General features: G+C 73.5%; 23 protein-coding genes. 6 read left to right on the top strand and 17 right to left on the bottom strand.

Annotated features, from left to right (window positions below; genetic code table 11):
• Window positions 1-4: 4 nt before the first annotated feature.
• The 7 genes from WFI16_RS05875 to WFI16_RS05845 all read right to left on the bottom strand — a co-directional run bounded on the left by WFI16_RS05875 (window position 5) and on the right by WFI16_RS05845 (window position 7,467).
• A complete protein-coding gene (locus WFI16_RS05875) occupies window positions 5-2,605 on the bottom strand; it encodes a chemotaxis protein CheA (protein ID WP_419896855.1) in 2,601 nt (866 codons plus the stop codon).
• A gap of 4 nt (window positions 2,606-2,609) precedes the next feature.
• A complete protein-coding gene (locus tag WFI16_RS05870; protein WP_419896854.1) occupies window positions 2,610-3,416 on the bottom strand; it encodes a response regulator in 807 nt (268 codons plus the stop codon).
• 95 nt (window positions 3,417-3,511) lie between these two features.
• Window positions 3,512-4,585, bottom strand: a complete 1,074-nt coding sequence (locus WFI16_RS05865) for a chemotaxis protein CheB (RefSeq protein ID WP_419896853.1) — start codon at window positions 4,583-4,585, stop codon at window positions 3,512-3,514.
• Window positions 4,582-5,817 (bottom strand): chemotaxis protein CheW, encoded by a 1,236-nt coding sequence (locus WFI16_RS05860; RefSeq protein ID WP_419896852.1) that lies wholly within the window; start codon window positions 5,815-5,817, stop codon window positions 4,582-4,584. The genes WFI16_RS05865 and WFI16_RS05860 overlap by 4 nt, the downstream gene beginning before the upstream one ends.
• Window positions 5,814-6,599 carry a CheR family methyltransferase gene (locus tag WFI16_RS05855; RefSeq protein WP_419896851.1) on the bottom strand — a complete coding sequence of 262 codons (786 nt, stop codon included), beginning with the start codon at window positions 6,597-6,599 and terminating at the stop codon, window positions 5,814-5,816. The genes WFI16_RS05860 and WFI16_RS05855 overlap by 4 nt, the downstream gene beginning before the upstream one ends.
• Before the next feature lie 64 nt (window positions 6,600-6,663).
• Window positions 6,664-6,987, bottom strand: a complete 324-nt coding sequence (locus WFI16_RS05850; RefSeq protein WP_419896850.1) for an STAS domain-containing protein — start codon at window positions 6,985-6,987, stop codon at window positions 6,664-6,666.
• A gap of 66 nt (window positions 6,988-7,053) precedes the next feature.
• Window positions 7,054-7,467, bottom strand: a complete 414-nt coding sequence (locus WFI16_RS05845) for an ATP-binding protein (protein ID WP_419896849.1) — start codon at window positions 7,465-7,467, stop codon at window positions 7,054-7,056.
• A 233-nt stretch (window positions 7,468-7,700) separates the two neighbouring features.
• Between WFI16_RS05845 and WFI16_RS05840 the strand changes: the two genes are divergently transcribed.
• A complete protein-coding gene (locus tag WFI16_RS05840) occupies window positions 7,701-8,354 on the top strand; it encodes a hypothetical protein (RefSeq protein ID WP_419896848.1) in 654 nt (217 codons plus the stop codon).
• A 12-nt stretch (window positions 8,355-8,366) separates the two neighbouring features.
• Window positions 8,367-9,965, top strand: a complete 1,599-nt coding sequence (locus WFI16_RS05835; protein ID WP_419896847.1) for a Na/Pi symporter — start codon at window positions 8,367-8,369, stop codon at window positions 9,963-9,965.
• Between the two features lie 281 nt (window positions 9,966-10,246).
• Here the strand turns inward: WFI16_RS05835 and phoB are convergent, their stop codons facing one another.
• The 6 genes from phoB to pstS all read right to left on the bottom strand — a co-directional run bounded on the left by phoB (window position 10,247) and on the right by pstS (window position 15,685).
• The gene (gene phoB, locus WFI16_RS05830) at window positions 10,247-10,963 is read right to left on the bottom strand and encodes a phosphate regulon transcriptional regulator PhoB (RefSeq protein ID WP_419896846.1); all 717 of its coding nucleotides are present in this window, start codon (window positions 10,961-10,963) and stop codon (window positions 10,247-10,249) included.
• Between the two features lie 23 nt (window positions 10,964-10,986).
• On the bottom strand, window positions 10,987-11,709 hold the full coding sequence (gene phoU, locus WFI16_RS05825) for a phosphate signaling complex protein PhoU (RefSeq protein WP_419896845.1): 723 nt from the start codon (window positions 11,707-11,709) through the stop codon (window positions 10,987-10,989).
• A gap of 11 nt (window positions 11,710-11,720) precedes the next feature.
• The gene (gene pstB, locus WFI16_RS05820; protein ID WP_442970653.1) at window positions 11,721-12,512 is read right to left on the bottom strand and encodes a phosphate ABC transporter ATP-binding protein PstB; all 792 of its coding nucleotides are present in this window, start codon (window positions 12,510-12,512) and stop codon (window positions 11,721-11,723) included.
• A 41-nt stretch (window positions 12,513-12,553) separates the two neighbouring features.
• Window positions 12,554-13,459 carry a phosphate ABC transporter permease PstA gene (gene pstA, locus WFI16_RS05815; RefSeq protein WP_419896843.1) on the bottom strand — a complete coding sequence of 302 codons (906 nt, stop codon included), beginning with the start codon at window positions 13,457-13,459 and terminating at the stop codon, window positions 12,554-12,556.
• A gap of 4 nt (window positions 13,460-13,463) precedes the next feature.
• A complete protein-coding gene (pstC, locus tag WFI16_RS05810; RefSeq protein WP_442970641.1) occupies window positions 13,464-14,453 on the bottom strand; it encodes a phosphate ABC transporter permease subunit PstC in 990 nt (329 codons plus the stop codon).
• A 185-nt stretch (window positions 14,454-14,638) separates the two neighbouring features.
• Complete coding sequence (gene pstS, locus WFI16_RS05805; protein WP_419896842.1) at window positions 14,639-15,685, bottom strand: phosphate ABC transporter substrate-binding protein PstS; 1,047 nt, start codon at window positions 15,683-15,685, stop codon at window positions 14,639-14,641.
• Window positions 15,686-15,960: 275 nt separating this feature from the next.
• Here pstS and WFI16_RS05800 point away from each other — a divergent pair, with 275 nt between their 5' ends.
• Complete coding sequence (locus tag WFI16_RS05800; RefSeq protein ID WP_419896841.1) at window positions 15,961-16,374, top strand: PRC-barrel domain-containing protein; 414 nt, start codon at window positions 15,961-15,963, stop codon at window positions 16,372-16,374.
• 9 nt (window positions 16,375-16,383) lie between these two features.
• Here WFI16_RS05800 and WFI16_RS05795 read toward each other — a convergent pair whose 3' ends face one another.
• The gene (locus tag WFI16_RS05795; protein WP_419896840.1) at window positions 16,384-16,596 is read right to left on the bottom strand and encodes a hypothetical protein; all 213 of its coding nucleotides are present in this window, start codon (window positions 16,594-16,596) and stop codon (window positions 16,384-16,386) included.
• Between the two features lie 163 nt (window positions 16,597-16,759).
• On the opposite strand from WFI16_RS05795, the gene WFI16_RS05790 reads away from it, so the two are divergent.
• The 3 genes from WFI16_RS05790 to WFI16_RS05780 all read left to right on the top strand — a co-directional run bounded on the left by WFI16_RS05790 (window position 16,760) and on the right by WFI16_RS05780 (window position 18,323).
• Window positions 16,760-16,984 (top strand): hypothetical protein, encoded by a 225-nt coding sequence (locus WFI16_RS05790; RefSeq protein ID WP_419896839.1) that lies wholly within the window; start codon window positions 16,760-16,762, stop codon window positions 16,982-16,984.
• Between the two features lie 93 nt (window positions 16,985-17,077).
• The gene (locus WFI16_RS05785; protein WP_419896838.1) at window positions 17,078-17,677 is read left to right on the top strand and encodes a class I SAM-dependent methyltransferase; all 600 of its coding nucleotides are present in this window, start codon (window positions 17,078-17,080) and stop codon (window positions 17,675-17,677) included.
• Between the two features lie 67 nt (window positions 17,678-17,744).
• Window positions 17,745-18,323: a lysozyme gene (locus tag WFI16_RS05780; protein ID WP_419896837.1), complete on the top strand. Its 579-nt coding sequence runs from the start codon at window positions 17,745-17,747 to the stop codon at window positions 18,321-18,323.
• Window positions 18,324-18,329: 6 nt separating this feature from the next.
• Here the strand turns inward: WFI16_RS05780 and WFI16_RS05775 are convergent, their stop codons facing one another.
• From WFI16_RS05775 to WFI16_RS05765, 3 genes are all read right to left on the bottom strand, one after another.
• Window positions 18,330-19,364 (bottom strand): glycosyltransferase family 4 protein, encoded by a 1,035-nt coding sequence (locus WFI16_RS05775; RefSeq protein ID WP_419896836.1) that lies wholly within the window; start codon window positions 19,362-19,364, stop codon window positions 18,330-18,332.
• A 6-nt stretch (window positions 19,365-19,370) separates the two neighbouring features.
• A complete protein-coding gene (locus WFI16_RS05770; protein ID WP_419896835.1) occupies window positions 19,371-20,192 on the bottom strand; it encodes a UDP-2,3-diacylglucosamine diphosphatase in 822 nt (273 codons plus the stop codon).
• Between the two features lie 280 nt (window positions 20,193-20,472).
• Complete coding sequence (locus WFI16_RS05765) at window positions 20,473-21,492, bottom strand: succinylglutamate desuccinylase/aspartoacylase family protein (RefSeq protein WP_419896834.1); 1,020 nt, start codon at window positions 21,490-21,492, stop codon at window positions 20,473-20,475.
• Window positions 21,493-21,497: the final 5 nt, after the last annotated feature.

Raw genomic sequence — 21,497 nt, 5'->3', positions numbered from 1 at the left:
GGCATCACATCCCGTCCGGCTCGAGCAGCACCACCGGCTCGCCATTGCCCAGAACGCCGACGCCGCCGACGCCCGGCAGCCCGGCCAGCGCCGGGTGCATCGGCCGCAGCAGCAGGTCGGAGCGCCGCTGCACCCGGTCCACCGCCAGGCCCAGCACCCGCCCGCCGCTGCGCAGCATGACGATGGCGCCCTCGCCGGTCTCCTCGGCGGCGGGCAGGTTCAGCAGCTCGGAAAGGCGGCGCAGCTCGGCGCCGGGCGGCAGGGCGTCGCGCTCGACCACGGAATCGACGCGGCCGGCGGGCAGCGCGTAAGGATGGCCGCCGACCTCAACCAGCAGCACGGTCTGCACCGCCGCCGTCAGCGGCAGGCGCAGCGAAAAGCTGCTGCCCTGGCCGGGCTCGCTGGTGACGTCCAGCGTGCCGCCGGCGCGGCGCACGGCGTCCTGCACCACATCCAGCCCGACGCCGCGGCCGGAGGTCTCCGTCACCGTCTCGGCGGTCGAGAAGCCCGGGCGGAACAGCAGGCCATGCACCTCGTCGGGCGACAGGCGCGCTGCCTCGGCCGGGCCGATCAGGCCGCGCGCGATCGCCCGCGCCAGCACCCGGTCGCGGTCGATGCCGGCGCCGTCATCGGAGACCCGCACGCGGATCTGCCCGGTGCGCCGGGCGGCGGAAATCTTCAGCGTGCCGCGCGCCGGCTTGCCGGCGGCCGCGCGCGCCGCCGGGTCCTCGATGCCGTGGTCGACGGCGTTGCGCACCAGATGCAGCAGCGGATCGGCCAGCAGCTCGACCAGGCTGCGGTCGATGGCGACTTCCTGGCCTTCCAGCAGCAGTTCCACCTCCTTGCCGCTGGCCCGCGCCACCGCCCGCGCGACCCGGGGCAGCCGGGAGAACAGCGTGCCGATGGGCACGACGCGCAGCTCCATCACCGCCTCGTCCAGCCGGCGCAGCGACAGCGTCAGCCGGCTTTCCGCCGCCTCCATCGAATCCTGCACGCGCCGCAGCCGCTCCAGCGCCTGCGCCAGATGCGGCGCGACATTGCCGGGCAGCCATTGCTCCAGCGCGGCGAGGCGCCCGATGGCGCCGCGGCCACCGCCCTCCTGCAGCGTCTCCGACAGCGACAGGGCAGCGGCGCGCACCTCGGCCTGCAGGTTGATGATGCCGTCGATGGTCTCCTGCCGCACCCGCATGGTGACGGGGCCGGCCTCGGCCTGCTCGACGCTGCCCTCGGGCAGCAGCGCCAGGTCGCGCAGCACGCGGTGCTCCGGGTCCAGCGTCCGGGCATGCGCCTGCAGCAGCGACAGCTCGGCGCCGCTGGCGAACAGGGTCTCCAGCTCGGCGGCCAGGCCAGGCGCGGGCGGCGGCAGGTTGCGGCTGGCCAGCACCTCCGCCTCCTCGTGCAGCCAGGCGCCGATGGCGTTCTCGATGGCGGCTTCCTGGCCCAGCGCCAGCCGCGCGACGAACAGCCGCTGCCCGGCCGCCAGCGCCGCCAGCGCCCGGCCGCGCGCGGCGGCCCCCATGCTGCCGCGGAAGGCCGGCGGCAGGCGCGGGTCGAGCGCCTCGGCCGCCGCCTCGGCCGGCGGCAGGGCGCGCGGCGCCAGGGGCTCGCCCTCGGCCGCCGCCTGCAGCCGCTCGGCCAGCGCCGGGCCCTGGATCGCCAGCACGGCGGCCGCATCCGGGTCGGCCGCCCGGTCGGCCAGGTCCTCCAGCGTCAGCAGCAGGGTCTCCAGCGCCTCCTGCCCCAGCGCGCAGGCCGCCGCCGCCGCCGCCCGCGCCGCCGCGGCGAGCGCCGGCGCGTCGCCATGCCCCTCGGTCAGCGCCGCCAGCCGCACGGCGAGGCCGGCCAGCCGCGGCGCCAGCTCGCCGCGCGTCGCACCGGGGATTTCGGCGGCGCCGGCGCTTTCGCCGGCCAGCTCCTCCAGCCGTTCCAGCTGGCGGCGCAGCAGACCGAGCGCCGGCAGGCCAGCGATGCTGCCGGCCGCCTCGACGAGCGTCGCGAAGCCGGCCGCCAGCCGCGGCAGGCCGAGCAGGGCCGCCGCCTCGGCCAGCGCCTCCACCTCCTGCAGCGCCAAGGGGTCGCGCGCGGCGACGGTCTCGCCGGCCAGATGGCCGAGCATCGGCACCGCCGCCAGCACCCGCGACGCCACCACCCCGACCAGCGGATTCTTTTCCGGTGCCGCCGCCGGGGGCGGCGGCGGGCGGGGCGCGGGCGGGGTCGGTGCGGTGCCGCCGGCGATGCGCTGCAGCTGCGCGATCAGCGCCGGATCGGCGGGCATGTCCTGATGCGTCGCCAGCACCGCCGCCCGCTGCCGCCGCAGCGCATCCACCGCGCCGAGCAGGACCCCGCTGACCGCCGCATCGACCACCAGCTTCCCCGAACGGGCATTCCCCAGGATATCCTCGGCGACATGGGCGACGTTCTTCATGCCGGGGGCGCCCAGCGCGTCGCTCATGCCCTTCAGGCTGTGGAAGGCGCGGAACAGCGTGTTGACCTGCTCGCGCTCCAGCGCCGCGGCGCCGCTGCCCAGCACCGCCTCGATGGTGTCGAGATGCTCTTCCGTCTCGGCGGCGAATTCGCCCCAGAGCGCGTCGTCATCGCCCAGCATCGCCTCAGCCCTCCGCGCCGAGCGGCGCCGGCAGGCCGACCGCCCGCCGCGCCGCGCGCAGGATGGCATCGCCCTGGCGGTCGCGCAGATCGGGGCTGAAGGCGCCGGAGGGCTTGCCGACCACCGCCGCCGCCCCCAGCCGCCGCGCCAGCACGGCGAGCTCCGTCCCCGGCCGCGCGGCGGAGGAGACGATCACCACCGCGCCATGCCCGGCCAGCGCCCATTCGCGCAGCGTGCCGATGCCGTCCAGCACCGGCATCTCGATGTCCAGCATGGTCAGGTCGGGCTTCAGCTCGGCCATCAGCCCGAGCGCGGCGCGGCCATCGCCGGCCTCGCCGACGACGGTGAAATCCGCATCGGCCGAGAGCGTCTCGCGCACCAGCCGGCGCATCATGGCGCTGTCGTCGACCACCAGGGCGCGGATGCGCGGGGCCTGGGCGGGCGCGGCGGCGGCTGGCCGCGTGGGCGGCGGCAGGTCCGGCGATGGCCCCTCCGGGAAGGAAGGCGGCGGGGCTGGCGCGGCGTCCGGCGGCGGCAGGTCATGGCCGGTGGCGGCGATCGCCTCGGCCTGCCGCGCCAGCGCCTCGCCCAGCGCCGGGATGCCGGGCAGGCCCGGCTCCTCCAGCAGGGAAGCGGCCGGCTCCAGCATGCGCGTCAGCGAGGCGATGCCGAAGGCGGCGGCCATGGCGCGCAGCCGGTCGACCATGCGCTGCGCGGCCTCCGGCGTCGCCGCCGCGGCCAGGTCCACGGCGCCCTCCAGCCATTCCGGCAGGAAGGCCTCCAGCAGTTCCGGGTCCAGCGGCTCCGCCATGCCCTGCTCCATCCGATGCGTCCCTTGCCCGGAACGCGGCGGCAGCATGACCGGTTTTGCGGCCCCTGTCGCCAGGGCTCATCCTTGAGCTTGGCTCAGCGCGCCAGCAGCCGGGCGGCGCGGCGGCCGAGCGCCGTCGGGGTCGCCAGCTCCACCTCGGCGCCATGGGCGCGGGCGGCCTCGGCGAAGGCCACCGGCATGCCGGCGACCACGCAGCTCTCCGCCGTCTGCGCCAGCAGCAGCGCGCCGCGCGCCGCCAGCGCCACCGCCGCCGCCGCGCCATCGCGCCCCATGCCGGTCAGCACCACGGCCATGGCGCGCCGTGCGACCAGCGCCGCCGACTGGAACAGCAGGTCGACCGAGGGGTGCACCGGCCCCGGGCCGGCGGCCAGCCGGAGCAGGAAGCCGCCATCGGCGGCGCGGGCCAGATGGCCATCGGTGCCGCCCGGCAGCACCACCACCTCGCCCGCCAGCGGGTGCAGGCCGCGCTCGCCCAGGCGCACCGGCAGCCCGCTGCGCCGCGCCAAGTGGCGGACGAAATCCGGCCCGAGATCGGCCGGCATGTGCTGCGCCACCAGGCAGGGCACCGGCAGCACCCCGGCGGCGGCCAGGAACTCGGCCACCGCATCCGGCCCGCCGGTCGAGGCGCCGAGCAGCAGCACGTCGCAGGCCCCGAGCCGCCGCAGCGGCGGCAGTGCTGGCGGCGGGTCGAGCACCGCCAGCGGCAGCGGCGCCGCGGCCGGGCTCTCGCCCTCGGTGCGGGCGCGGGCGCGCTGCCCGGCCCAGTGCCGCAGCCGGCCGCGCAGCTCGCGGTCGATCTGGCCGAGATCCAGGCCCGACAGCGCCGAGCCCTTCCACAGGTAATCGGCGGCGCCGCGCGCCAGCGCCGCCAGCGCTGCCTCCGAGCCGTCGCGGGTATGGTGGCTGACCATGACGATGGCGGGCGGCGCCGGCAGCTGCATCAGCCGCTCGGTCACCTCCAACCCGTCCATGCCGGGCATCTCGACATCGAGCGCCACGACATCGGGGCGCAGCTGCGCGGCCAGTTCCAGCGCGGTCGCGCCATTGGCCGCCTCGCCCACCACCCGGAGGTCGCCATCCGCCTCGATGATCCGCTTCAGCGCCAGCCGCATGAACCCGCTGTCGTCCACCACCAGGACGCGGATCACGCGGGCATCCTGTCCGGCGGCGCCTGGGCCGCCGCGCGGGCCAGCGGCCCGGCGCGGCAGACCGGCAGCGGCAGGCCCTGGAAGGGCAGCAGCGCGGCGACGATGCCGCCCTCCTCCAGCGCCACCATGCCGGCCAGCGGCACGGCGCGCAGGCCGAGCACCGCGGTCACCGCCAGCGCCACCGCCTGCGGCCCGGCCAGGCGCAGCAGCGGCACCGCCCGGCCCGGCGCCAGCACCGGCGCCCCGCCCAGGGCATGGCCGGCATCGGCCACGGGAAGCACGTCGCCGCGATGCGCCACCACGCCGTCCGGCGCGTCCACGGCCAGCCCCGCCGGCAGCGGTGCCGGGACCTGCGGCGGCACGACGCCGGCGACCTCCTCGAGCGGCAGCGCGAAAAGCTGGGTGCCGGCGCGGGCCAGCATCAGGCTGCGGGTTGGCACCGCGGGCGGCGAGGGCCGCGCATGGTGCGGCGGCGCCAGGCGGCGCAGCGCCGGCGCGGCGGCCAGGACATCGGCCAGCTGCCCGGCCGGCATGGCGGAGAAGGCGCCGGCCTGCGCCGCCGTCAGCGGCAGGGCGCGGTCGCAGGGCAGGCCGAACAGCCGGTCATCGATCGCCAGCACCGCCAGCAGCGGCGCGTCGCGGCCCTCCGGCAGCGCCGGATCCAGGCTGCGGGCGTCGAGCACCAGCACCGGCGCACCCTCGCCGGCGCCCAGCCCGGCGGCCAGGCCCAGCCCCAGCGCGCCCGGCGGCAGGCCCGGCGCCGGGGCCAGCGCCGGCATCGGCACCACCCGCGCCAGCCAGGCCAGCGGCAGCAGCATCCGGCCGCCGCCCAGGCCGAGGCCCAGGCGGCTGGCCTGCGCCCGCTCGGCGACCGGGTGCGGCGTTGCGGCGGGCCCCGCGGCGGCGACGCGCAGCGGCGCCACGGCAGCGGCCGGCGCCAGGCCGAGCAGCGCCGGCGGCAGCTCGAGCGGCTGGGCATCCGCCGGGGCCTCGGCCAGCAGCGCCTCGCCGGTCAGCAGCAGCCGCCCGCCCGCCTCGCCCGCCGGGCAGAGCAGCCAGACCGGGCCGGCGGCGCCGCCCGGCGCCAGCACGGGCAGCAGCTGGCCGCCCTGCAGCGCCAGGCCGAGCAGCCCCGGCGCGGCGCCGGGCAGCGGGCGCGGGCGCAGCGGCGGCACCGCCTCCACGCCCTCGGGCAGCCGCCAGGCGCGGCCGCCGGCCAGCAGCGCGCTCATGCCCGCCGCCACAGCGAGGGCTGCGTCGGCGCCCAGGGGACGAGGCCGAGGCCGGGCGGCGGCGCGTCGGTCGCGCCCAGCAGCAGCGCGCCGCCCGGGACCAGCCGCGCGACGAGCCCCTGCAGCACCGCGGCGCGGGCGGGCTCGGTCAGGTAGATCAGCACGTTGCGGCACAGGATGATGTCGAAGCCCTGCTGCGGCACGGCCAGCCCGCAGAGGTTCTGCCGCGACCAGGACACGGTGACGCCCGGCGGCGTCTCGGCGCGCGCCCCGCCATCGGGCAGGCGCAGGAAATGCCGCAGATAGGCCAGGGGCACGTCGCGCAGCGGATCGGGCGGGCCGGGCGGGAAGCGGCCCGTCGCGGCGCGGGCCAGGGCCGGGCGGCAGAGGTCGATGCCGGTGACCTCGGCGGCGAAGCCGGCCTCGCCGGCCAGGGCCGCGAGCGTCCAGCCCTCCTCCCCCGTGGCGCAGCCGGCGGAGAGCAGGCGCAGCGGGCGGGAGAGATCGCGCAGGCCGGGGAAGACCAGCGCGGCCAGCGCCTCGAGCTGCGCCGCGGCGCGGAACAGCCGCGTCTCCTGCACGGTGACGGCGTCGAGCAGCGCGGCCCAGAAGGGATCCTCGGGATCGGCGGGCGGCAGCCGCGCCTCGGTCATGCCGGCGAGCAGCAGGGCGGCGCGGCGCAGCCGGCCGAGCAGCACCTCGCTCGGCGCCAGGCCGGCGAGCCGGGCCAGCCCGTCCAGCAGGCTGGCCTGCAAGCCCGTGGAGGCGGGAGATCCCTGCATCATGCCTCCGGCCGGGAAAGCCCGGCGGCCGCCCCCGGAAGGAAGGGCGTCCGCCGGCGCGGGATCAGGCGGCCAGCGCCTCGGCGCGGGTGGCATAGGCCGGGATGATCTTGTCGAAGCCGGAGATCTCGAAGACCTCGCGCACCGGCGCCTGCAGCCCGCAGACGCTGAAGGGCTTGCCGGCGGTCTTGGCCTGCTTGGCGGCCTTCAGCAGCACGCGCAGCCCGGCGGAGGAGACATAGCGCACCCCCTCCAGGTCGGCGACCACGCCGCCTTCCTCCAGCAGGGCGAGCAGCTTGCTCTCCGCCGCCGCGGCGGTGGCGGTGTCGAGCCGCCCTTCGAAGGCGGCGACCGTCACGGTCCCGGACTTGATCTCGGCGATCTGCATACTCGTCACGCTCCTCTTTGCGTCTCTCAATCGTCTCTGACGCGTGGCGCCAAAGTGCCGCGCGCTTCAGCCCGCGTCCAGCACCGCCGCGAGGCGGTTGCAACCGTCCTGCCGCCGATAGTCCAGGCTGCGGACCATCTTGCGGACGAAATGGATGCCCAGGCCACCGATCTCGCGCTCCTCGAGCGCGGTGTCGGTGTCGGGCGCCGCCTCGGCCAGCGGGTCGAAGGCGGGGCCGTCATCGGTGATCAGCAGGTGCAGCCCGTCGCCCTCCTGCTGCAGGACGACCTCGACGAAGCTGGCGCCCTGGCCGTGCATGGCGACATTGGCCACCAGCTCCTCGGCGACGAGCGCCAGGCGATGCGCGATGCCGGGCGGCAGTTCCGCCTCCTCGGCGAAGGCCTCCAGCCGGTCCAGCAGCTCGGGCACCGCCTCCGCCTCGGGCCGCAGCCGCAGCGCCAGTTGCGTGCTCATCGCCATGTCCGGCTGCCTTCCTCTCGACTCGGGCGGGAATGTCGGCGCCAGATTACCGCCCCGCGCGGCGCTTGTCAGGACGGCAGCCATCACCGGCCTCAGGCGGCCGCGCGCTTGACGCGGACAAGCCCGCGCGGCATCGATGCCGGCGCCGGCCGCCGGCAGGCTTTCCTTTTTGAAAACAGACGCTTCGTGACGGTTTCATGACAGGTCGCGAGGCATTCCGGGACATCCCACCGATGCGCATGCGCCTGATGCTGGGCGGGCTGGTGATGCTGGTGCTGCTCGGCATGGCCGGGCTCGGCCTCTTCGCCCTGCACCGGACCGATGCCGCCCACCGCGCCGCCTCGGCCGAGCTGGCCGAGTTGCAGGCCGTCCTCGACACCGGCCGGCGGGCGGAGACCGGCTTCAAGCGCCAGGTGCAGGAATGGAAGAACCTGCTGCTGCGCTCGCGCGAAGCGGCCAGCCGGCGGGCGCTGGAAGACCGCTTCCTGGCCGAGCAGACGCGCACCGCCGGCCTGCTGCAGCGGCTGGCCGAGGCGGCGCCGCGCCTGCCCGGGGAGGCCGGCGCCCCGCTGCCGGCCCTGGCCGCCGAGCATGCCGCGCTGGCCGCCCGCTATGCCGAGGCCCTGGCCGGCGCCGACCCGGCCACGCCGGAGGGGCCGCGCGCCATCGATGACCGGGTGCGCGGCGTCGACCGCGCGCTGGAACAGAAGCTGGACGCCGCCGCCGAGGCCATCGCCGGCGCCGTCCAGGCCAGCCGCGAGGCCATGCTGCGCGACTCCGCCGCGCGCTACGCGGAGACCCGCCGCCTGCTGCTGATCGGCTCGGGCGGCGGGCTGCTGCTGGTGCTGGCGCTGCTGCTGACCCTCGCCACCCGCCGCCCCGCCTGAGAGCCCCGCCTGATGGACCTTTTCGCCAGCCTGTTCGGCGGCCTCGGCCTGTTCTTCCTCGGCATCAAGGGGGTCGGCAACGGGCTGCAGGCCATGGCCGGCCCGCGGCTGCGCGGCGCCATGCGGCGGGCGACCCGCGGCCCGGTCTCGGCCGCCGGCACCGGCCTGCTGCTTGGCGCGCTGACGCAGAGCTCCAACGCCGTCACCTTCATCGCCACCAGCCTCTATACCGCCGGGCTGCTGCCGCTGGCGCGCGCCCTGCCGGCGCTGGCCTGGGCCAATGCGGGAACCGCCGGCCTGGTGCTGCTGGCGACCATCGACCTGCGGCTGGCCGTGCTCTGGCTGTTCGGCCTGGTCGGCTTCGCCAGCTATTTCGGCATCGACCATGGCGGTCGGCTGCGGCCGCTGCTGGGGGCGCTGGCCGGGCTCGGGCTGCTGTTCCTGGGGCTGGCCACCATCAAGGCCGGCGCCGCGCCGCTGCGCGACCTGGCGCTGGTGCGCGAGCTGCTGGCCTTCTCCGGCAGCGCCCTCACCCCGTCCTTCCTGGTCGGCGTCGTCGTCACCATCGTCGCGCAATCCTCCTCCACCGTCTCGATCCTGGCGATCACCCTGGCCGGCCTCGGCCTGCTCGGCTTCGAGCAGACGGTGATGGTGGTCTATGGCGCCTCGCTCGGCTCGGGGCTGTCGGTGCTGCTGCTGTCGGGCAACCTGTCCGGCTCGGCGCGCCAGCTCGCCTGGTTCCAGACGCTGTTCAAGGTGATCGGCACGCTGCTGTTCCTCGGCCTGTTCGTGCTGGAGCAGCACGGCATCCCGCTGGTGCTCTGGCTGACCGGGCAGCTGGCCGAGCGCCTGCCGGAGCGCATCGGCTGGCTGTTCCTGATCTTCCAGGTGGTGACCGCCCTCGCCCTGGCGCCGCTCGGCCGGCCGATGCGCGCCCTGCTGGAACGCCTGTCGCCGGCGACGCCCGCCGAGGCGCTCGGCCGCCCGCGCTTCCTCTACGACCAGGCGCTCGACGACCCGCCGAGCGCCCTCGACCTGGTCGAGCGCGAGCAGGCCGGCCTGGCCGCCCGCCTGCCCGGCCTGCTGGCCCCGGTTCTGAGCCCGGTGCCGGAGGCCAGCCCGGCGATGCCGCCGGTCGCCACCCAGCTGGCCGCCGCCGCCAGCGTCGAGCAGGCCACCAAGGCCTTCCTGGCCGAGCTGCTGGCGCGCGACCCGGATCGCGGCACGCTGGACCGCGCCGTGCTGCTGGAGAACCGCAACGAGCTGCTGGCGGCGCTGCGCGAGACCATCGGCGACTTCGCCATCGCCGCCGCCGGCCCGTCCCAGGCGCCGGTCGCCAGCCGCGTGCTGCAGCTGTCCGAGGCGCTGCACCTTCTGCTGCTGCAGCTCGAGGAAGTCGGCAGCGGGGGCGACAGCGACGACCTGGCGATGCTGCGCGAGCTCTCGGCCGACCGCTCCGAGATGATGGACCAGCTGCGCCGCCGGGTGTCGACGACCGAAGCCCTGACGCCGGAAGACCAGAGCCTGCTGTTCCGCGTCACCACGCTGTTCGAGCGGGCGGTGTGGCTGATCCGGCGGCAGACGCTGCTGCTGGGGGAGGTCACTGTCTGAGCAGAGAAGACAGGCAAAGGCTGGGGGAATGAATTCCCCCCGCAACCGTATACGGTTGCGCCCATCTTCTTTCTGATCACCGGCCGTTCGTGGGCCGCCGCCTTACCTGCGCCGTCGCCAAAGCATCGCACAAAGACAGCGCGACCTGGAAGGTCGCGCTGTGCACTGGCCGTTTCACGTCCCGTCTCCTCGTGGACACGGCAGTCAGACAGAAAAAAGAACGGGCGCGGCGCACTGCGCCGCGGGGGAATTCATTCCCCTGGCCTGCCCCTTTCTTCCCTTCAGGCGTGCTCCAGATCCAGCGCGTAGCCTGCCGAGCGGACGGTGCGGATGATATCCACCTCGCCATCGGCGTTCACCGACTTGCGCAGGCGGCGGATATGGACGTCGACGGTGCGCGGCTCGACATGGATGTCACGCCCCCAGACGGCGTCGAGCAGCTGCTCGCGCGAGAAGACCCGGCCCGGGTGCTGCAGGAAGAACTCCAGCAGGCGGTACTCGGTCGGGCCGAGATGCAGGGCGCGGCCGTTGCGGGTGACGCGGTGCGCGTCCTGGTCCATCGACACGTCCTGCCAGGCCAGCACGCCCTTGGTCGCGACGCCGCCGGAGCGGCGCAGCAGCGCCCGGATACGCGCCATCAGCGCGTCCATGACGAAGGGCTTGGCGATATAGTCGTCGGCGCCGGTGTCGAGGGCGCGGACGGCGTCCTGGTCCTCGGTGCGCGCGGTGACCATGATGATCGGCAGGTCGCGGGTATCGGGGCGGCGGCGCAGCTGGCGGCAGACCTCGAGGCCCGAGAGCGCCGGCAGCATCCAGTCCAGCAGCACCAGGTCGGGCGGCGCCTCGGCCACCCGCATCAGGGCTTCCTGGCCGTCGGCGGCCTCATCGACCCGGAAGCCCTGCTTCTCCAGGTTGTAGCGCAGCAGGGTCAGCAGCGGCGCCTCGTCCTCGACCACCAGGATGGTGGGACGCGACATGCCGGAATGCAGCTCGGCCATCGGGAAATGCTCTCCTCAGGCGGTCAGACGGGCGGGCGGACGACGGTATAGGCGGAGCTGTCCGACTTCGGCCGGTCCTCCGGCAGCGTGTGGCCGAGCACGGCGTAATGCACGGTCTCGGCGATGTTGGTGGCGTGGTCGCCGATCCGCTCGAAGTTCTTGGCGATGAACAGCAGATGGGTCGCCGCGGTGATGTTGCGCGGGTCCTCCATCATGTGCGTCAGCATCTCGCGGAAGATACCGTTGTAGATGTCGTCGACCGGCGCGTCGGCGCCCCAGACGCGCTCGGCGGCGACGGCATCCTCCTTGACCAGGGCGTCGATCGCGTCCTTCAGGTTCTCCTGCACCAGCTTGGCCATCCACTGGAAGCCGTTCAGGCTGCCCAGCAGCGGCTGCTGCGAGACGACGATGGCGCGCTTGGCGGCGTTGCGGGCGTAGTCGCCGATGCGCTCGATGTCCGTGGACACCTTCATGGCGGCGACGATCAGCCGCAGGTCGGAGGCCATCGGCTGGCGCAGCGCCAGCAGGCGGACGCAAAAATTCTCGATCTCGGTTTCCAGCGCATCGATCTCGCCGTCGCGGCCGACCACCGCGCTGGCCAGCTCGGTGTCGCGGCGGATCAGCGCGGCGGCGGCGTCGGCCACCTGGCGCTCGGCCAGGCCGCCCATGCGGGCGACCATGTCACGCAGGCGCTTGAGCTGTTCTTCGTAGGACTTCACGATATGCTCGCTCTGCAAGGTTTCCATGACAGCCCCGATCAGCCGAACCGGCCGGTGATGTATTCCTGGGTCTTCTTCTGCTTCGGCGCGGTGAACATCTCTTCCGCCGGCGCCACCTCGATCAGCTCGCCGAGGTAGAAGAAGGCCACCTGGTCGGCGCAGCGCGCCGCCTGCTGCATGTTGTGCGTGACGATGGCGATGGTGAAGTCACGCTTCAGCTCGTCGATCAGCTCCTCGATCTTCAGGGTGGAGATCGGGTCGAGCGCCGAGGTCGGCTCGTCCAGCAGGATCACTTCCGGCCGCACGGCGATGGTCCGGGCGATGCAGAGCCGCTGCTGCTGGCCGCCGGAGAGGCCCATGGCCGAGCTGTTCAGCCGGTCCTTGACCTCGCCCCAGATGGCGGCCCGCGTCAGCGCCCATTCGATGCGCTCGTCCATCTGCGCCTTGTTCAGCTTCTCGTGCAGGCGGATGCCGAAGGCGATGTTCTCATAGATGGTCATCGGGAAGGGCGTCGGCTTCTGGAACACCATGCCGACGCGCGAGCGCAGCGCGTTGATGTCGACATCGTCGTCCAGGATGTTCTTGCCGTCGAGCAGCACCTGGCCGGTGGCGCGCTGCCCCGGATAGAGGCTGTACATCCGGTTCAGCACGCGCAGCAGCGTCGACTTGCCGCAGCCCGAGGGGCCGATCATGCCGGTCACCTGGCGGTCCGGCAGGTCGAAGTCGATCGACTTCAGCGCCTTGTGGTCGCCGTAGTAGAAGTCGAGCTTGCGCACCGCGATGCGGGCCGGGTTCAGCGCCTCGCCGCTGCGGGCCTGCAGGCCGGGCATGGCGTCGACGGTCTGGGTCATGGAAGCGCTCATGATCTGCCTCACTTGCGGCGCAGCAGCGTGCGCGCTGCGATGTTGAGCCCGAGGACGCCGAGGGTGATGATCAGCGCACCCGCCCAGGCCAGGGCGATCCAGTCCTGATACGGCGAGCCGGCGTAGGAGTAGATGGTGATCGGCAGGCTGGACATCGGCCCGGAAAGGCTGAGCGACCAGTTCAGGTTGCCGAGGGAGGTGAAGAGCAGCGGCGCGGTCTCGCCAGCGACGCGGGCCACCGCCAGCAGCACGCCGGTGACGATGCCCGAGGCGGCGGCGCGCCAGCAGACCAGGGTGATCATCTTCCACTTCGGCGCGCCCAGGCCGATCACCGCCTCGCGCAGCGTGTCGGGCAGCAGCCGCAGCATGTCCTCGGTGGTGCGGACCACGATCGGGATGACGATGATCGCCAGCGCGATCGAGCCGGCCCAGCCGGAGAAGCCGCCGAAGGGCACCACCAGGATCTGATAGACAAACAGGCCGATCAGGATCGAGGGGGCCGAGAGCAGGATGTCGGAGACGAAGCGCACCGCATTGGCCAGCGGCGAGCCCTTGGCGTATTCGGCCAGGTAGGTGCCGACCAGCAGGCCGATCGGCGTGCCGATCAGGGTGCCGATGCCGGCCTGGATCAGGCTGCCGATGATCGGGTTCAGCAGGCCGCCCTCGGAGCCCGGCGGCTTGGTGACCTCGGTGAAGACCCGCGGCGAGAGGGCGGTGAAGCCGTTCCAGAACAGCGTGCCGAGGATCGACAGCAGCAGCACCAGGCCGATGCCGGTGGCGGCGTAGCAGGCGAGCTTCACGACCAGCGCGGTGGCGCGGCGGCGGCGGCCGAGGGCGGCGGCGACCGCCAGGTTCTTGGCGGGGCCGCCCGGCAGGCCAGCCTTGGGCAGAGCGGCGTGGGTGGTGGCGCTCATGGGCTCAGGCCTTCCGACGCTGGCGCAGCAGGAAGCGCGAGGCCGCCAGCACGATGAAGGAGATGACGAAGAGCAGGAAGCCCAGCGCCAGCAGCGCCGAGAGCTTCAGGCTGCCGAGCTCGCTCTCGCCGAATTCCAGCGCGATCACCGAGGCGATGGTGTTGCCCGGCCCGAACAGGCTGGTCGAGATGCGGTTGGCATTGCCGATGACGAAGGTGACCGCCATGGTCTCGCCCAGCGCCCGGCCGAGGCCCAGCATGATGCCGCCGACCACCGAGATGCGGGTATAGGGCAGCACGACGCTGCGGACGACTTCCCACTGGGTGCAGCCGAGGCCGTAGGCGCTTTCCTTGTAGACCGCCGGCACCGTCTCGAAGACGTCGCGCATCGTGGCGGCGACGAAGGGCAGCACCATGATCGCCAGGATCAGGGCCGCAGTGAAGATGCCGGTGCCGAAGGGCGGGCCGGCGAAGAGGAAGCCGATCCCCGGCAGCTCGCCCAGCGTGTCGATGACGAAGGGCTGCACCGTCTGGGCCATGAAGGGGACGATCAGGAAGAAGCCCCACATGCCGTAGATGATCGAGGGGACGGCGGCCAGCAGCTCGACCGCGGTGCCGACCGGGCGGCGCAGCCAGGCGGGCGCCAGCTCGGTCAGGTAGAAGGCGACGCCGAAGGCCAGCGGCACGGCCAGCAGCAGCGCCAGCACGGCGGTGATGACGGTGCCGTAGATCGAGACGCCGGCGCCGAACACCTCCTGCACCGGGTCCCATTCGGTCGAGAAGACGAAGCCGGGGCCGAAGGCCCGGAAGGCCGGCAGGCCGCCGATGAACAGGCCGATGATGATGGCGCCGAGCAGGGCCAGCACCAGCAGGCCGGCGCCGCGGCAGGCGGCGGCGAAGATGGCGTCGCCCATCGCGCCGGAGGCGTTGCCGCGCTTGAGGCCGGGCGGGGACCCGCTGGCGGCGTCGTGGGTCAGGGTGGCGGACGGCGGCAAGATCGCGCTCCGGGTCGCGGGTTCCGGGTCGCCCCCGGCGGCTGGACGGGCCGGCCTCGCCGGCGGCCGCATCCCTGGGAGGCCGGGCTTAACCGCCCCGGCCGGTTGGCGGAAGCGGGCGGCACCCTGCGGCGCCGCCCGCCCGTGCTGTCGTCAGACCGTGGCCAGGCCGCCGGTCAGCGGGCTCAGTTCGCCGGCCAGACCGGCTTGCCGTCGACCTGGATGGTCGCCCAGGCGGCGCGGATGGCGTTCTCGACCGCTTCCGGCACCGGGATGTAGTCGAGCTCGGTGGCGGTGGCGTCGCCCGAGCGGAAGGCCCAGTCGAAGAACTTCATCACGTTCTGCGCGCGGGTGGCGTCGGTCGGGTTGCGCGGCAGCAGGATGAAGGTCGGCGAGACGATCGGCCAGGAGGTGGCGCCCTGGGTGTCGATCAGGCTGGCGGCGAAGTTCGGCGCGGTCCAGTCGGCATTGGCGGCGGCGGCCTGGAAGGCCTCGGTCGTCGGCATCACGTAGTTGCCGGCGCGGTTGCGCAGCTGGGTGGTGACCAGCTTGTTCTGCATCGCATAGGCGTGCTCGACATAGCCGATGGCGCCGCGGACGTTGCGGACGGTGCCGGCGACGCCTTCATTGCCGCGGGCGCCCGTGCCGGAGGGCCAGCGCACCGAGGTGCCGACGCCGACGCGGCTCTTGAAGTCGCCGGAGACGGCGGAGAGGTAGGAGACCCACACGAAGGTCGTGCCCGAGCCGTCGGCGCGATAGACCGGGGCGATCGCTAGGTTCGGCAGGGTCAGGCCCGGGTTCATCTCGACCAGGCGCGGGTCGTTCCACTTGGTGATCTTGCCCAGGTAGATGTCGGCCAGGACCTCGCCGGTCAGCCGCATCTTGTGGTCCTCGACGCCGGGGACGTTCACGATGGCGACCAGGCTGCCCATGGTGGCCGGGAACTGCAGCAGGTTGTGCTCCTGCAGCTGCTCGGCGGTCATCGGCGCGTCGGAGGCGCCGAAATCGACGGTGCGGTTGCGGATCTGCGCCTGGCCGGCGCCCGAGCCGACGGACTGGTAGTTGAGCTGGATGTTGATCGCCGAGCGGGCCGCCTCGCCCCACTTCTGGTACAGCGGGTTCGGGAAGCTCGCGCCGGCCCCGGTGATGGTGGCCTGCTGCGCGACAGCGCCCATCGAGAGGCTGATCGACGCCACGAGGCCGGCCGCCAGGGCCAGAATCCGATTGCTCACCTTGTCTCTCCGTCCTTGGGGCCTTCCGGTGTCCGCTGGTGGCAGCCGGTCCGGCCGGTTCGGTCGAGCGCCTTCTAGGACGGAGGAGCGACGGTTCTATTTCAGAAATATGAAGCTTCGATGACGGCCCCCTAGACCTGGCGGGCCAGTCATCCGGTTGTCCCGTCCTCTTGGCGGGCGCCGGGCCCTGCAAACGCTGGAACCCGCGGCGGGGGCTGGGCTTTTCGCCAGTATCGCCGTCGCGTCATGATACGGACTGCCAGGAGAAAAACGCCATGCATCGCCCGATCATGACCGCGGCCCTGGCGCTCCTGGTGGCGCTGCGGCTTGTCGCGCCGTCTCCCCTGCGGGCCGAATCGCCCCCCTCCCCAGCGGCGGCCGCCCTGTCGCTGGCCGAGCCGCAGCCTGGCTGGCGCGCCAGCCGGGTGATCGGCAGCCCCGTGTTCAACCCGGCCGGCGAACAGATCGGCGCGGTCGTCGACATGATGTTGCTGGAGGAAGGCCGCGTCGCCTCGCTGATCCTGGGGGTGGGTGGCTTCCTCGGCGTCGGCACCAAATACGTGGCGGTGCCCATGGCCGAGATCCGCTTCCTGCCCGGCCCGCACGGCACCCCCCGGCTGGAGGGGGCGATGACCCGCGAGGCCCTGCGCGAGGCCCCGGCCTTCGACCTGGATGCCGAAAGCCGGTAGCCGCGTGGCTCAGTCCTTCCGGGTGCCGTCGTTGAGCGGCTCCTCCCAGCCCACCGTGTTGGTGCCGGGGCTGGACTGTGCCGGCGGGTCGCTGGCCGGGAAGGTGTCTTCGAGCGCGCGTTCCAGCTTCGCGTCCTCGCCCTTCGCGGGGCGGTGATGCTCGGCCGGACGGTCCTTCCCGGCCGGTTTGCCGCCCTGTTCCTGCTTCGTCGGGTCTGCCATGGCGGGTTCCTCCCGTTGCGCGCCCCGCCGCCGTGGCCGGGCGCCTGCCAGGAGAGAACCGATGGCGTGCAGGCCGGGTTGCGCCCTTCCCCCGCCGCGATTTTTCCGGTCGAGCAAAGCGCCGCCCAAGGCTAAGCTCACGGCGCCTTGATGGAGTGGCACGATGGAACCCGCCGGCAGCGACGACCGCCTCTCCCCCCTGCCGGCGGGCGCGCCGGCCGCGGCCGAGCCGCCCTGCCCCGACCCGGTGACGCAGCCGGAGGCCGCGGCCGCCTGGCTGGAGGACAAGCTGCGCCAGCGTTTCGTCGAGGATCGTGCCGAGCCGCTGCCGCAGCGGCTGCTGGCGCTGCTGCGCGGCCGCCCGCCGCAGCAGGAGCCGCAAGGCTAGGCCGCGGCTTCGCGGGACTGTCACCGCACCGCCACGCCGCTGTCGCCGGGCCGGGTCCAACAGGGGGCGTCTGCCCCTTCGCGGAGTCGCCGCATGCCCGACGCCCTGCCCCGCATCGCCCGCCAGCACACCGCCAATGCCGCCCTCTTCCTGAAGCGCTGGTCGGCCAATCCGCTGCAGATGGGCTCGGTGGTGCCCTCTTCGCCCAGCCTCTGCCGGCGGATCGCCCGCGAGGTGCGGCGCGGGCCGCAGGATTATGTGCTGGACCTCGGCGCCGGCACCGGCGTGGTCTCCCGCGCCCTGCTGGAGAGCGGCGTGCCGGCCGAGCGGCTGATCGTGGTCGAGATCGTGCCGGAGATGGCGGCGCATCTGCGCGATACCCTGCCCGGCGTGCGGGTGGTCTGCGGCGATGCCTTCGACCTGGCCGGCTGCATTCCGCCCGAGGCGCACCACCGCATCGCGACGGCGATCTGCGGCATCCCGCTGGTGCTGCTGCCGCTGGAGAAGCAGCGCCGCTTCCTGCGCAGCGTCGAGGCGGTAGCGCCGGGCCAGGCCTTCCTGCTCTACACCTATTGCATCACCTCGCCGCTGCCCTGGCGCCGGCTGGGTCTGCAGGCCGAGCGCCGCGCCTGGACGCCGCGCAACTTCCCCCCCGCCAGCATCTGGCGCTACACGCCGACCGGCCCTCTTTGATTCGTTGACGGAACGTTAATCGTTATGCTCTGCTGCGGCCGTCTTGACCTTGACCGGGGAGGCGGCGATGGGCGGCTTGCTGCAGACGGCACCCACGGCGGTGGCCGAACAAGAAGAAGTCTGGGAGGGCGGCGTGCCGGCCGAGGCCGTGGCCCTGTCCGAGGCCTTCGAAGGCTGCGTGCTGACCCCCTACAATGACGGCTTCGGCTTTCCGACCATCGGCATCGGCAGCCGCAGCTACCTGGACGGCACGCCGGTCTGGCTCGGCGGCCCGGCGATCGACCGCGCCACGGCCGAGCGGCTGGCGCAGCGTGACCTGGACAAGGCGGCGCTGCTGGTCGCCCAGGCGGTCACCGCGCCGCTGACCCCGCGCCAGGCGGCGGCGCTGATCCTGCTGGCCAACAATCTGGGCGCGCTGACCGTGGCGGCACCCAGCCTGCTGAAGCTGGTGAACGGCCATGACTGGCGGTCGGCGGCCGAGCTGTTCCGGATCTACCGCAACAGCGCCGGCAAGCCGGTGACCGGGCTGCGCCGCCGCCGCTGGACCGAGGCCGCCTTCAGCCTGGGCATGGACCCGAACCTAGCCCGGCAGCGGGCCTGGAGCGCCATCCAGTCGCCGGAGGACTGGCCGTCCCTGCCCGCCTGAGGCGGCTCAGCCGGCGGCCACGAGGCCGGCGGGCAGCTCGCCGCGCAGCGAGACCAGCTGGGCGCGGAACTGCGCGGCGCAGGCCTGCCAGCTGAAGCCCTCGGCGCGCGCGCGGCAGGCTTCGCGGTCGGCGCCCAGCGCGGTGAGGCAGGCGCGCCGCAGGTCCTCGTCGACGGCGCCGACGGGCGCGTCGCCCAGCACGGTCAGCGGCCCCGGCTGCGGGAAGGCGGCGACCGGCGTGCCGCAGGCCAGCGCCTCCAGCAGCACCAGGCCGAAGGTGTCGGTGCGTGAGGGAAACACCATGACATCGGCCGCGGCATAGGCGGCGGCCAGCGCCGCGCCATGGCGGAAACCGGCGAAATGCGCCTGGGGAAAGCGCTGCTGCAGCGCGGCCCGCGCCGGCCCGTCGCCCACCACCAGCTTCGAGCCCGGCAGGTCCAGCGCCAGGAAGGCCTCGATGTTCTTCTCCGTCGCCACCCGGCCGACATGAAGAAAAATCGGGCGGGGGAGATCCGGGAAGGCGTCGTGGGGCCCGGGCCTGAACAGCGCGGTGTCGACGCCGCGCGACCAGTGGCGCAGCCGGCCGAAGCCTTGCGCCTCGAGCTCGCGGTGCAGGCTCTCGGTCGCGACGAAGGTGCCCGCCGCCGCCGCGTGGAAGCGCCGCAGCACCGGCCAGGACCAGGCCGGCGGCACCCGGAAGCGCGCCGCCAGATAGTCGGGGAAGCGGGTGTGGAAGGCGGTGGTGAAGCGCCAGCCGCGGCGGCGGCACAGCGCCCGCATCGCCCAGCCCAGCGGCCCCTCGGTGGCGATATGCACCGCGTCCGGCCGCGCCTGCTCGACCATCGCGGCCAGCCGGCGGCGCGGGAACAAGGCGAGCCGCAGCCCCGGCTCGCCCGGCACGGCCAGGCTGCCGAAGCGGTCGGGGCTGATCACCGTGACGCTGTCGCCGCCGCGCGTCAGCGTCTCGGCCACGGTGCTGAGCGTGCGGACGACGCCATTGACCTGCGGCGTCCAGGCATCGGTGACCAGCAGCAGCCGCACCGGGCGCTACTCGGCCGCGACCGCGACCGGCGCCGGCAGGGCGCGCGGGGGGGCGTTGTGGCGGCGGCGGTGCTCGGCGGCCCAGTCGACCAGGGCGAAGCGGCCATCGGCATGCTCGACCAGGGCCGAGCAGCTCTCCACCCAGTCGCCGTCATTCATGTAGGTGATGCCGTTCACCTGGCGCATCTCGGCGTGGTGGATATGGCCGCAGATGACGCCATCCAGGCCGCGGCGGCGGGCTTCCTCGGCCAGCGCCACCTCGAAGCGGTCGATGGCCTTCACCGCCTCCTTCACCTGGCGCTTCAGCCACTGGCTGAGCGACCAGTAGGGATAGCCCAGGCGCCGGCGCACGGCGTTGAACCAGCGGTTCACCGCCAGCGCCGCGTCATAGGCCCAGTCGCCCAGATGCGCGATGACGGTGGCATAGCGCACCACGCTGTCGAACTCGTCGCCATGGATGACCAGGAAGCGTCGGCCATCGGCGGCGGTGTGGACCGCCTCCTTCATCAGGGCGATGCCGGCGACCTGGAATTCCGGCCCCGCCCAGTCGCGGAAGACCTCGTCATGGTTGCCCGGGATGTAGATGACCCGGGTCCCGTGCTTGGCCATCGACAGGACCTTGCGGATCACCTGGTCATGCCCGGCATCCCAGTACCAGGAGCGCTTCAGGCGCCAGCCATCGACGATGTCGCCGACCAGATAGAGCTGCTCGCACTCGACCTCGTTGAGGAATTCCAGCAGCAGGTCGACCCGGCAGCCGCGCTGCCCGAGATGGGTGTCGGAAATGAACAGCGACCGATAACGGCGCGTGGCGGGGCTCGGCGGCATTCCGGCTTCCCTCGGCTGGGCCCAGGCTCCGAGTCCGCGACCGGCGAGCTGGGCGTTGCATCCGAGGGGAGGCCTTATCGGAGCTGTGCGACGTCGCCGTGACGGCGGTATGACAGATCGGATTTCTTTCGGACTGCCGTGTCCAGGTTGAGACCGGAGGTGAAACGCGCCCCGCCGCGCGGCCCTGGCATCGCCCGTGTTCTGGCGCTGGCCCGGTCACGGCCGAGGACAGAAAGAAGAAGTGATCCAGGGGAATTCATTCCCCTGGCCTGCCCCTGCCCTACTCCTGGAACGCGCCGCCCAGGACGAACAGGCAATCCCCCCGCACTGTCCGACCCGGCTGCCGCTTGCACAGCACGAAGCCGTCGCTGAGGAAGGCGCATTCGACCGCCGGCGCCCAGGGCGTCTCCGGGAAATGGATCCGCGCCGCCGGCTGGCCGGCCTTCACGCGGTCGCCCAGCTCGACCAGCGGCTCGAAGACGCCGGCCTCTGGCGTGTAGACGAAGTGGTCCTGGCCGGCGAGGCCGAAGATCTCGGTCGGTTCGCCCGCGAGCCGCGCGCTCTCCGGCAGGATGCCGAGATGGACGAGCAGGTTGTTCACCCCGCGCTCGGCGATGCGCAGGCCGGCCGGGGTGACGCAGCCGCCGCCGCCGAGCTCGCTGCCGAGCGAGGGGATGCCGAGCGTCTCGGCATAGCCGCCCAGCGTCTGGTTGCCGCCCTGCCCCTGGGCGCGCCCCTGCACATAGGCCAGCGGCGCGCCGAAGGCCCGCAGCGCCGCCATGTGCTTCGCATAGAGCGCGGGGTCGGGCACCTGGCTGGTCAGAACGCAGGGCACGTAGAGCAGCGAGGAACCGCCGGAATGCAGGTCGCAGATCAGGTCGGCGCGCGGGATCAGCTCGGTCGCGATGAAATAGGCGATCTGCTGGGTGACCGAGCCGTCCGGATCGCCCGGGAAGATGCGGTTGAGGTTGAGGTTGTCGATCGGCGAGACGCGGTTGCCGGCCATGGCGGCCGGATAGTTCGCGGTCGGCAGGATGATGACGCGGCCCTTGATGGCGTCCGGCGTCAGGCGCTTGACCAGATTGGCCAGCGCCACCTGGCCCTCGTATTCGTCGCCATGGTTGCCGGAGACGAAGAGCGCGGTCGGCCCCTCGCCGTTGCGGATAACGACGATCGGGATCGGCAGGAAGCCATAGGCCGAGGCATGGCTGGAATGGAACAGCCGCAGGAAGCCGTGCTGGACGCCATCCCTGTCGAAATCCACGTCGCAGAGGATGCGGCTTTTGCGGGGGTCGGGCATGGCGC

Source organism: Roseomonas sp. USHLN139, assembly GCF_037145735.1.
Lineage (GTDB): Bacteria > Pseudomonadota > Alphaproteobacteria > Acetobacterales > Acetobacteraceae > Pseudoroseomonas.
The sequence above is the reverse complement of the archived record's forward strand: the minus strand, read 5'-3'. Positions and strand labels throughout refer to the sequence as shown.

Excerpts from the sequence above, each read along its gene's own strand:
- WFI16_RS05875 (WP_419896855.1), bottom strand. The coding sequence starts at position 2,605 with ATGCTGGGCGATGACGACGCGCTCTGGGGCGAATTCGCCGCCGAGACG.
- WFI16_RS05870 (WP_419896854.1), bottom strand. The coding sequence starts at position 3,416 with ATGGCGGAGCCGCTGGACCCGGAACTGCTGGAGGCCTTCCTGCCGGAA.
- WFI16_RS05860 (WP_419896852.1), bottom strand. The coding sequence starts at position 5,817 with ATGAGCGCGCTGCTGGCCGGCGGCCGCGCCTGGCGGCTGCCCGAGGGC.
- WFI16_RS05855 (WP_419896851.1), bottom strand. The coding sequence starts at position 6,599 with ATGCAGGGATCTCCCGCCTCCACGGGCTTGCAGGCCAGCCTGCTGGAC.
- WFI16_RS05850 (WP_419896850.1), bottom strand. The coding sequence starts at position 6,987 with ATGCAGATCGCCGAGATCAAGTCCGGGACCGTGACGGTCGCCGCCTTC.
- WFI16_RS05845 (WP_419896849.1), bottom strand. The coding sequence starts at position 7,467 with ATGGCGATGAGCACGCAACTGGCGCTGCGGCTGCGGCCCGAGGCGGAG.
- WFI16_RS05840 (WP_419896848.1), top strand. The coding sequence starts at position 7,701 with ATGCGCATGCGCCTGATGCTGGGCGGGCTGGTGATGCTGGTGCTGCTC.
- WFI16_RS05835 (WP_419896847.1), top strand. The coding sequence starts at position 8,367 with ATGGACCTTTTCGCCAGCCTGTTCGGCGGCCTCGGCCTGTTCTTCCTC.
- phoB (WP_419896846.1), bottom strand. The coding sequence starts at position 10,963 with ATGGCCGAGCTGCATTCCGGCATGTCGCGTCCCACCATCCTGGTGGTC.
- phoU (WP_419896845.1), bottom strand. The coding sequence starts at position 11,709 with ATGGAAACCTTGCAGAGCGAGCATATCGTGAAGTCCTACGAAGAACAG.
- pstB (WP_442970653.1), bottom strand. The coding sequence starts at position 12,512 with ATGCCCGGCCTGCAGGCCCGCAGCGGCGAGGCGCTGAACCCGGCCCGC.
- pstA (WP_419896843.1), bottom strand. The coding sequence starts at position 13,459 with ATGAGCGCCACCACCCACGCCGCTCTGCCCAAGGCTGGCCTGCCGGGC.
- WFI16_RS05800 (WP_419896841.1), top strand. The coding sequence starts at position 15,961 with ATGCATCGCCCGATCATGACCGCGGCCCTGGCGCTCCTGGTGGCGCTG.
- WFI16_RS05795 (WP_419896840.1), bottom strand. The coding sequence starts at position 16,596 with ATGGCAGACCCGACGAAGCAGGAACAGGGCGGCAAACCGGCCGGGAAG.
- WFI16_RS05790 (WP_419896839.1), top strand. The coding sequence starts at position 16,760 with ATGGAACCCGCCGGCAGCGACGACCGCCTCTCCCCCCTGCCGGCGGGC.
- WFI16_RS05785 (WP_419896838.1), top strand. The coding sequence starts at position 17,078 with ATGCCCGACGCCCTGCCCCGCATCGCCCGCCAGCACACCGCCAATGCC.
- WFI16_RS05780 (WP_419896837.1), top strand. The coding sequence starts at position 17,745 with ATGGGCGGCTTGCTGCAGACGGCACCCACGGCGGTGGCCGAACAAGAA.
- WFI16_RS05770 (WP_419896835.1), bottom strand. The coding sequence starts at position 20,192 with ATGCCGCCGAGCCCCGCCACGCGCCGTTATCGGTCGCTGTTCATTTCC.
- WFI16_RS05765 (WP_419896834.1), bottom strand. The coding sequence starts at position 21,492 with ATGCCCGACCCCCGCAAAAGCCGCATCCTCTGCGACGTGGATTTCGAC.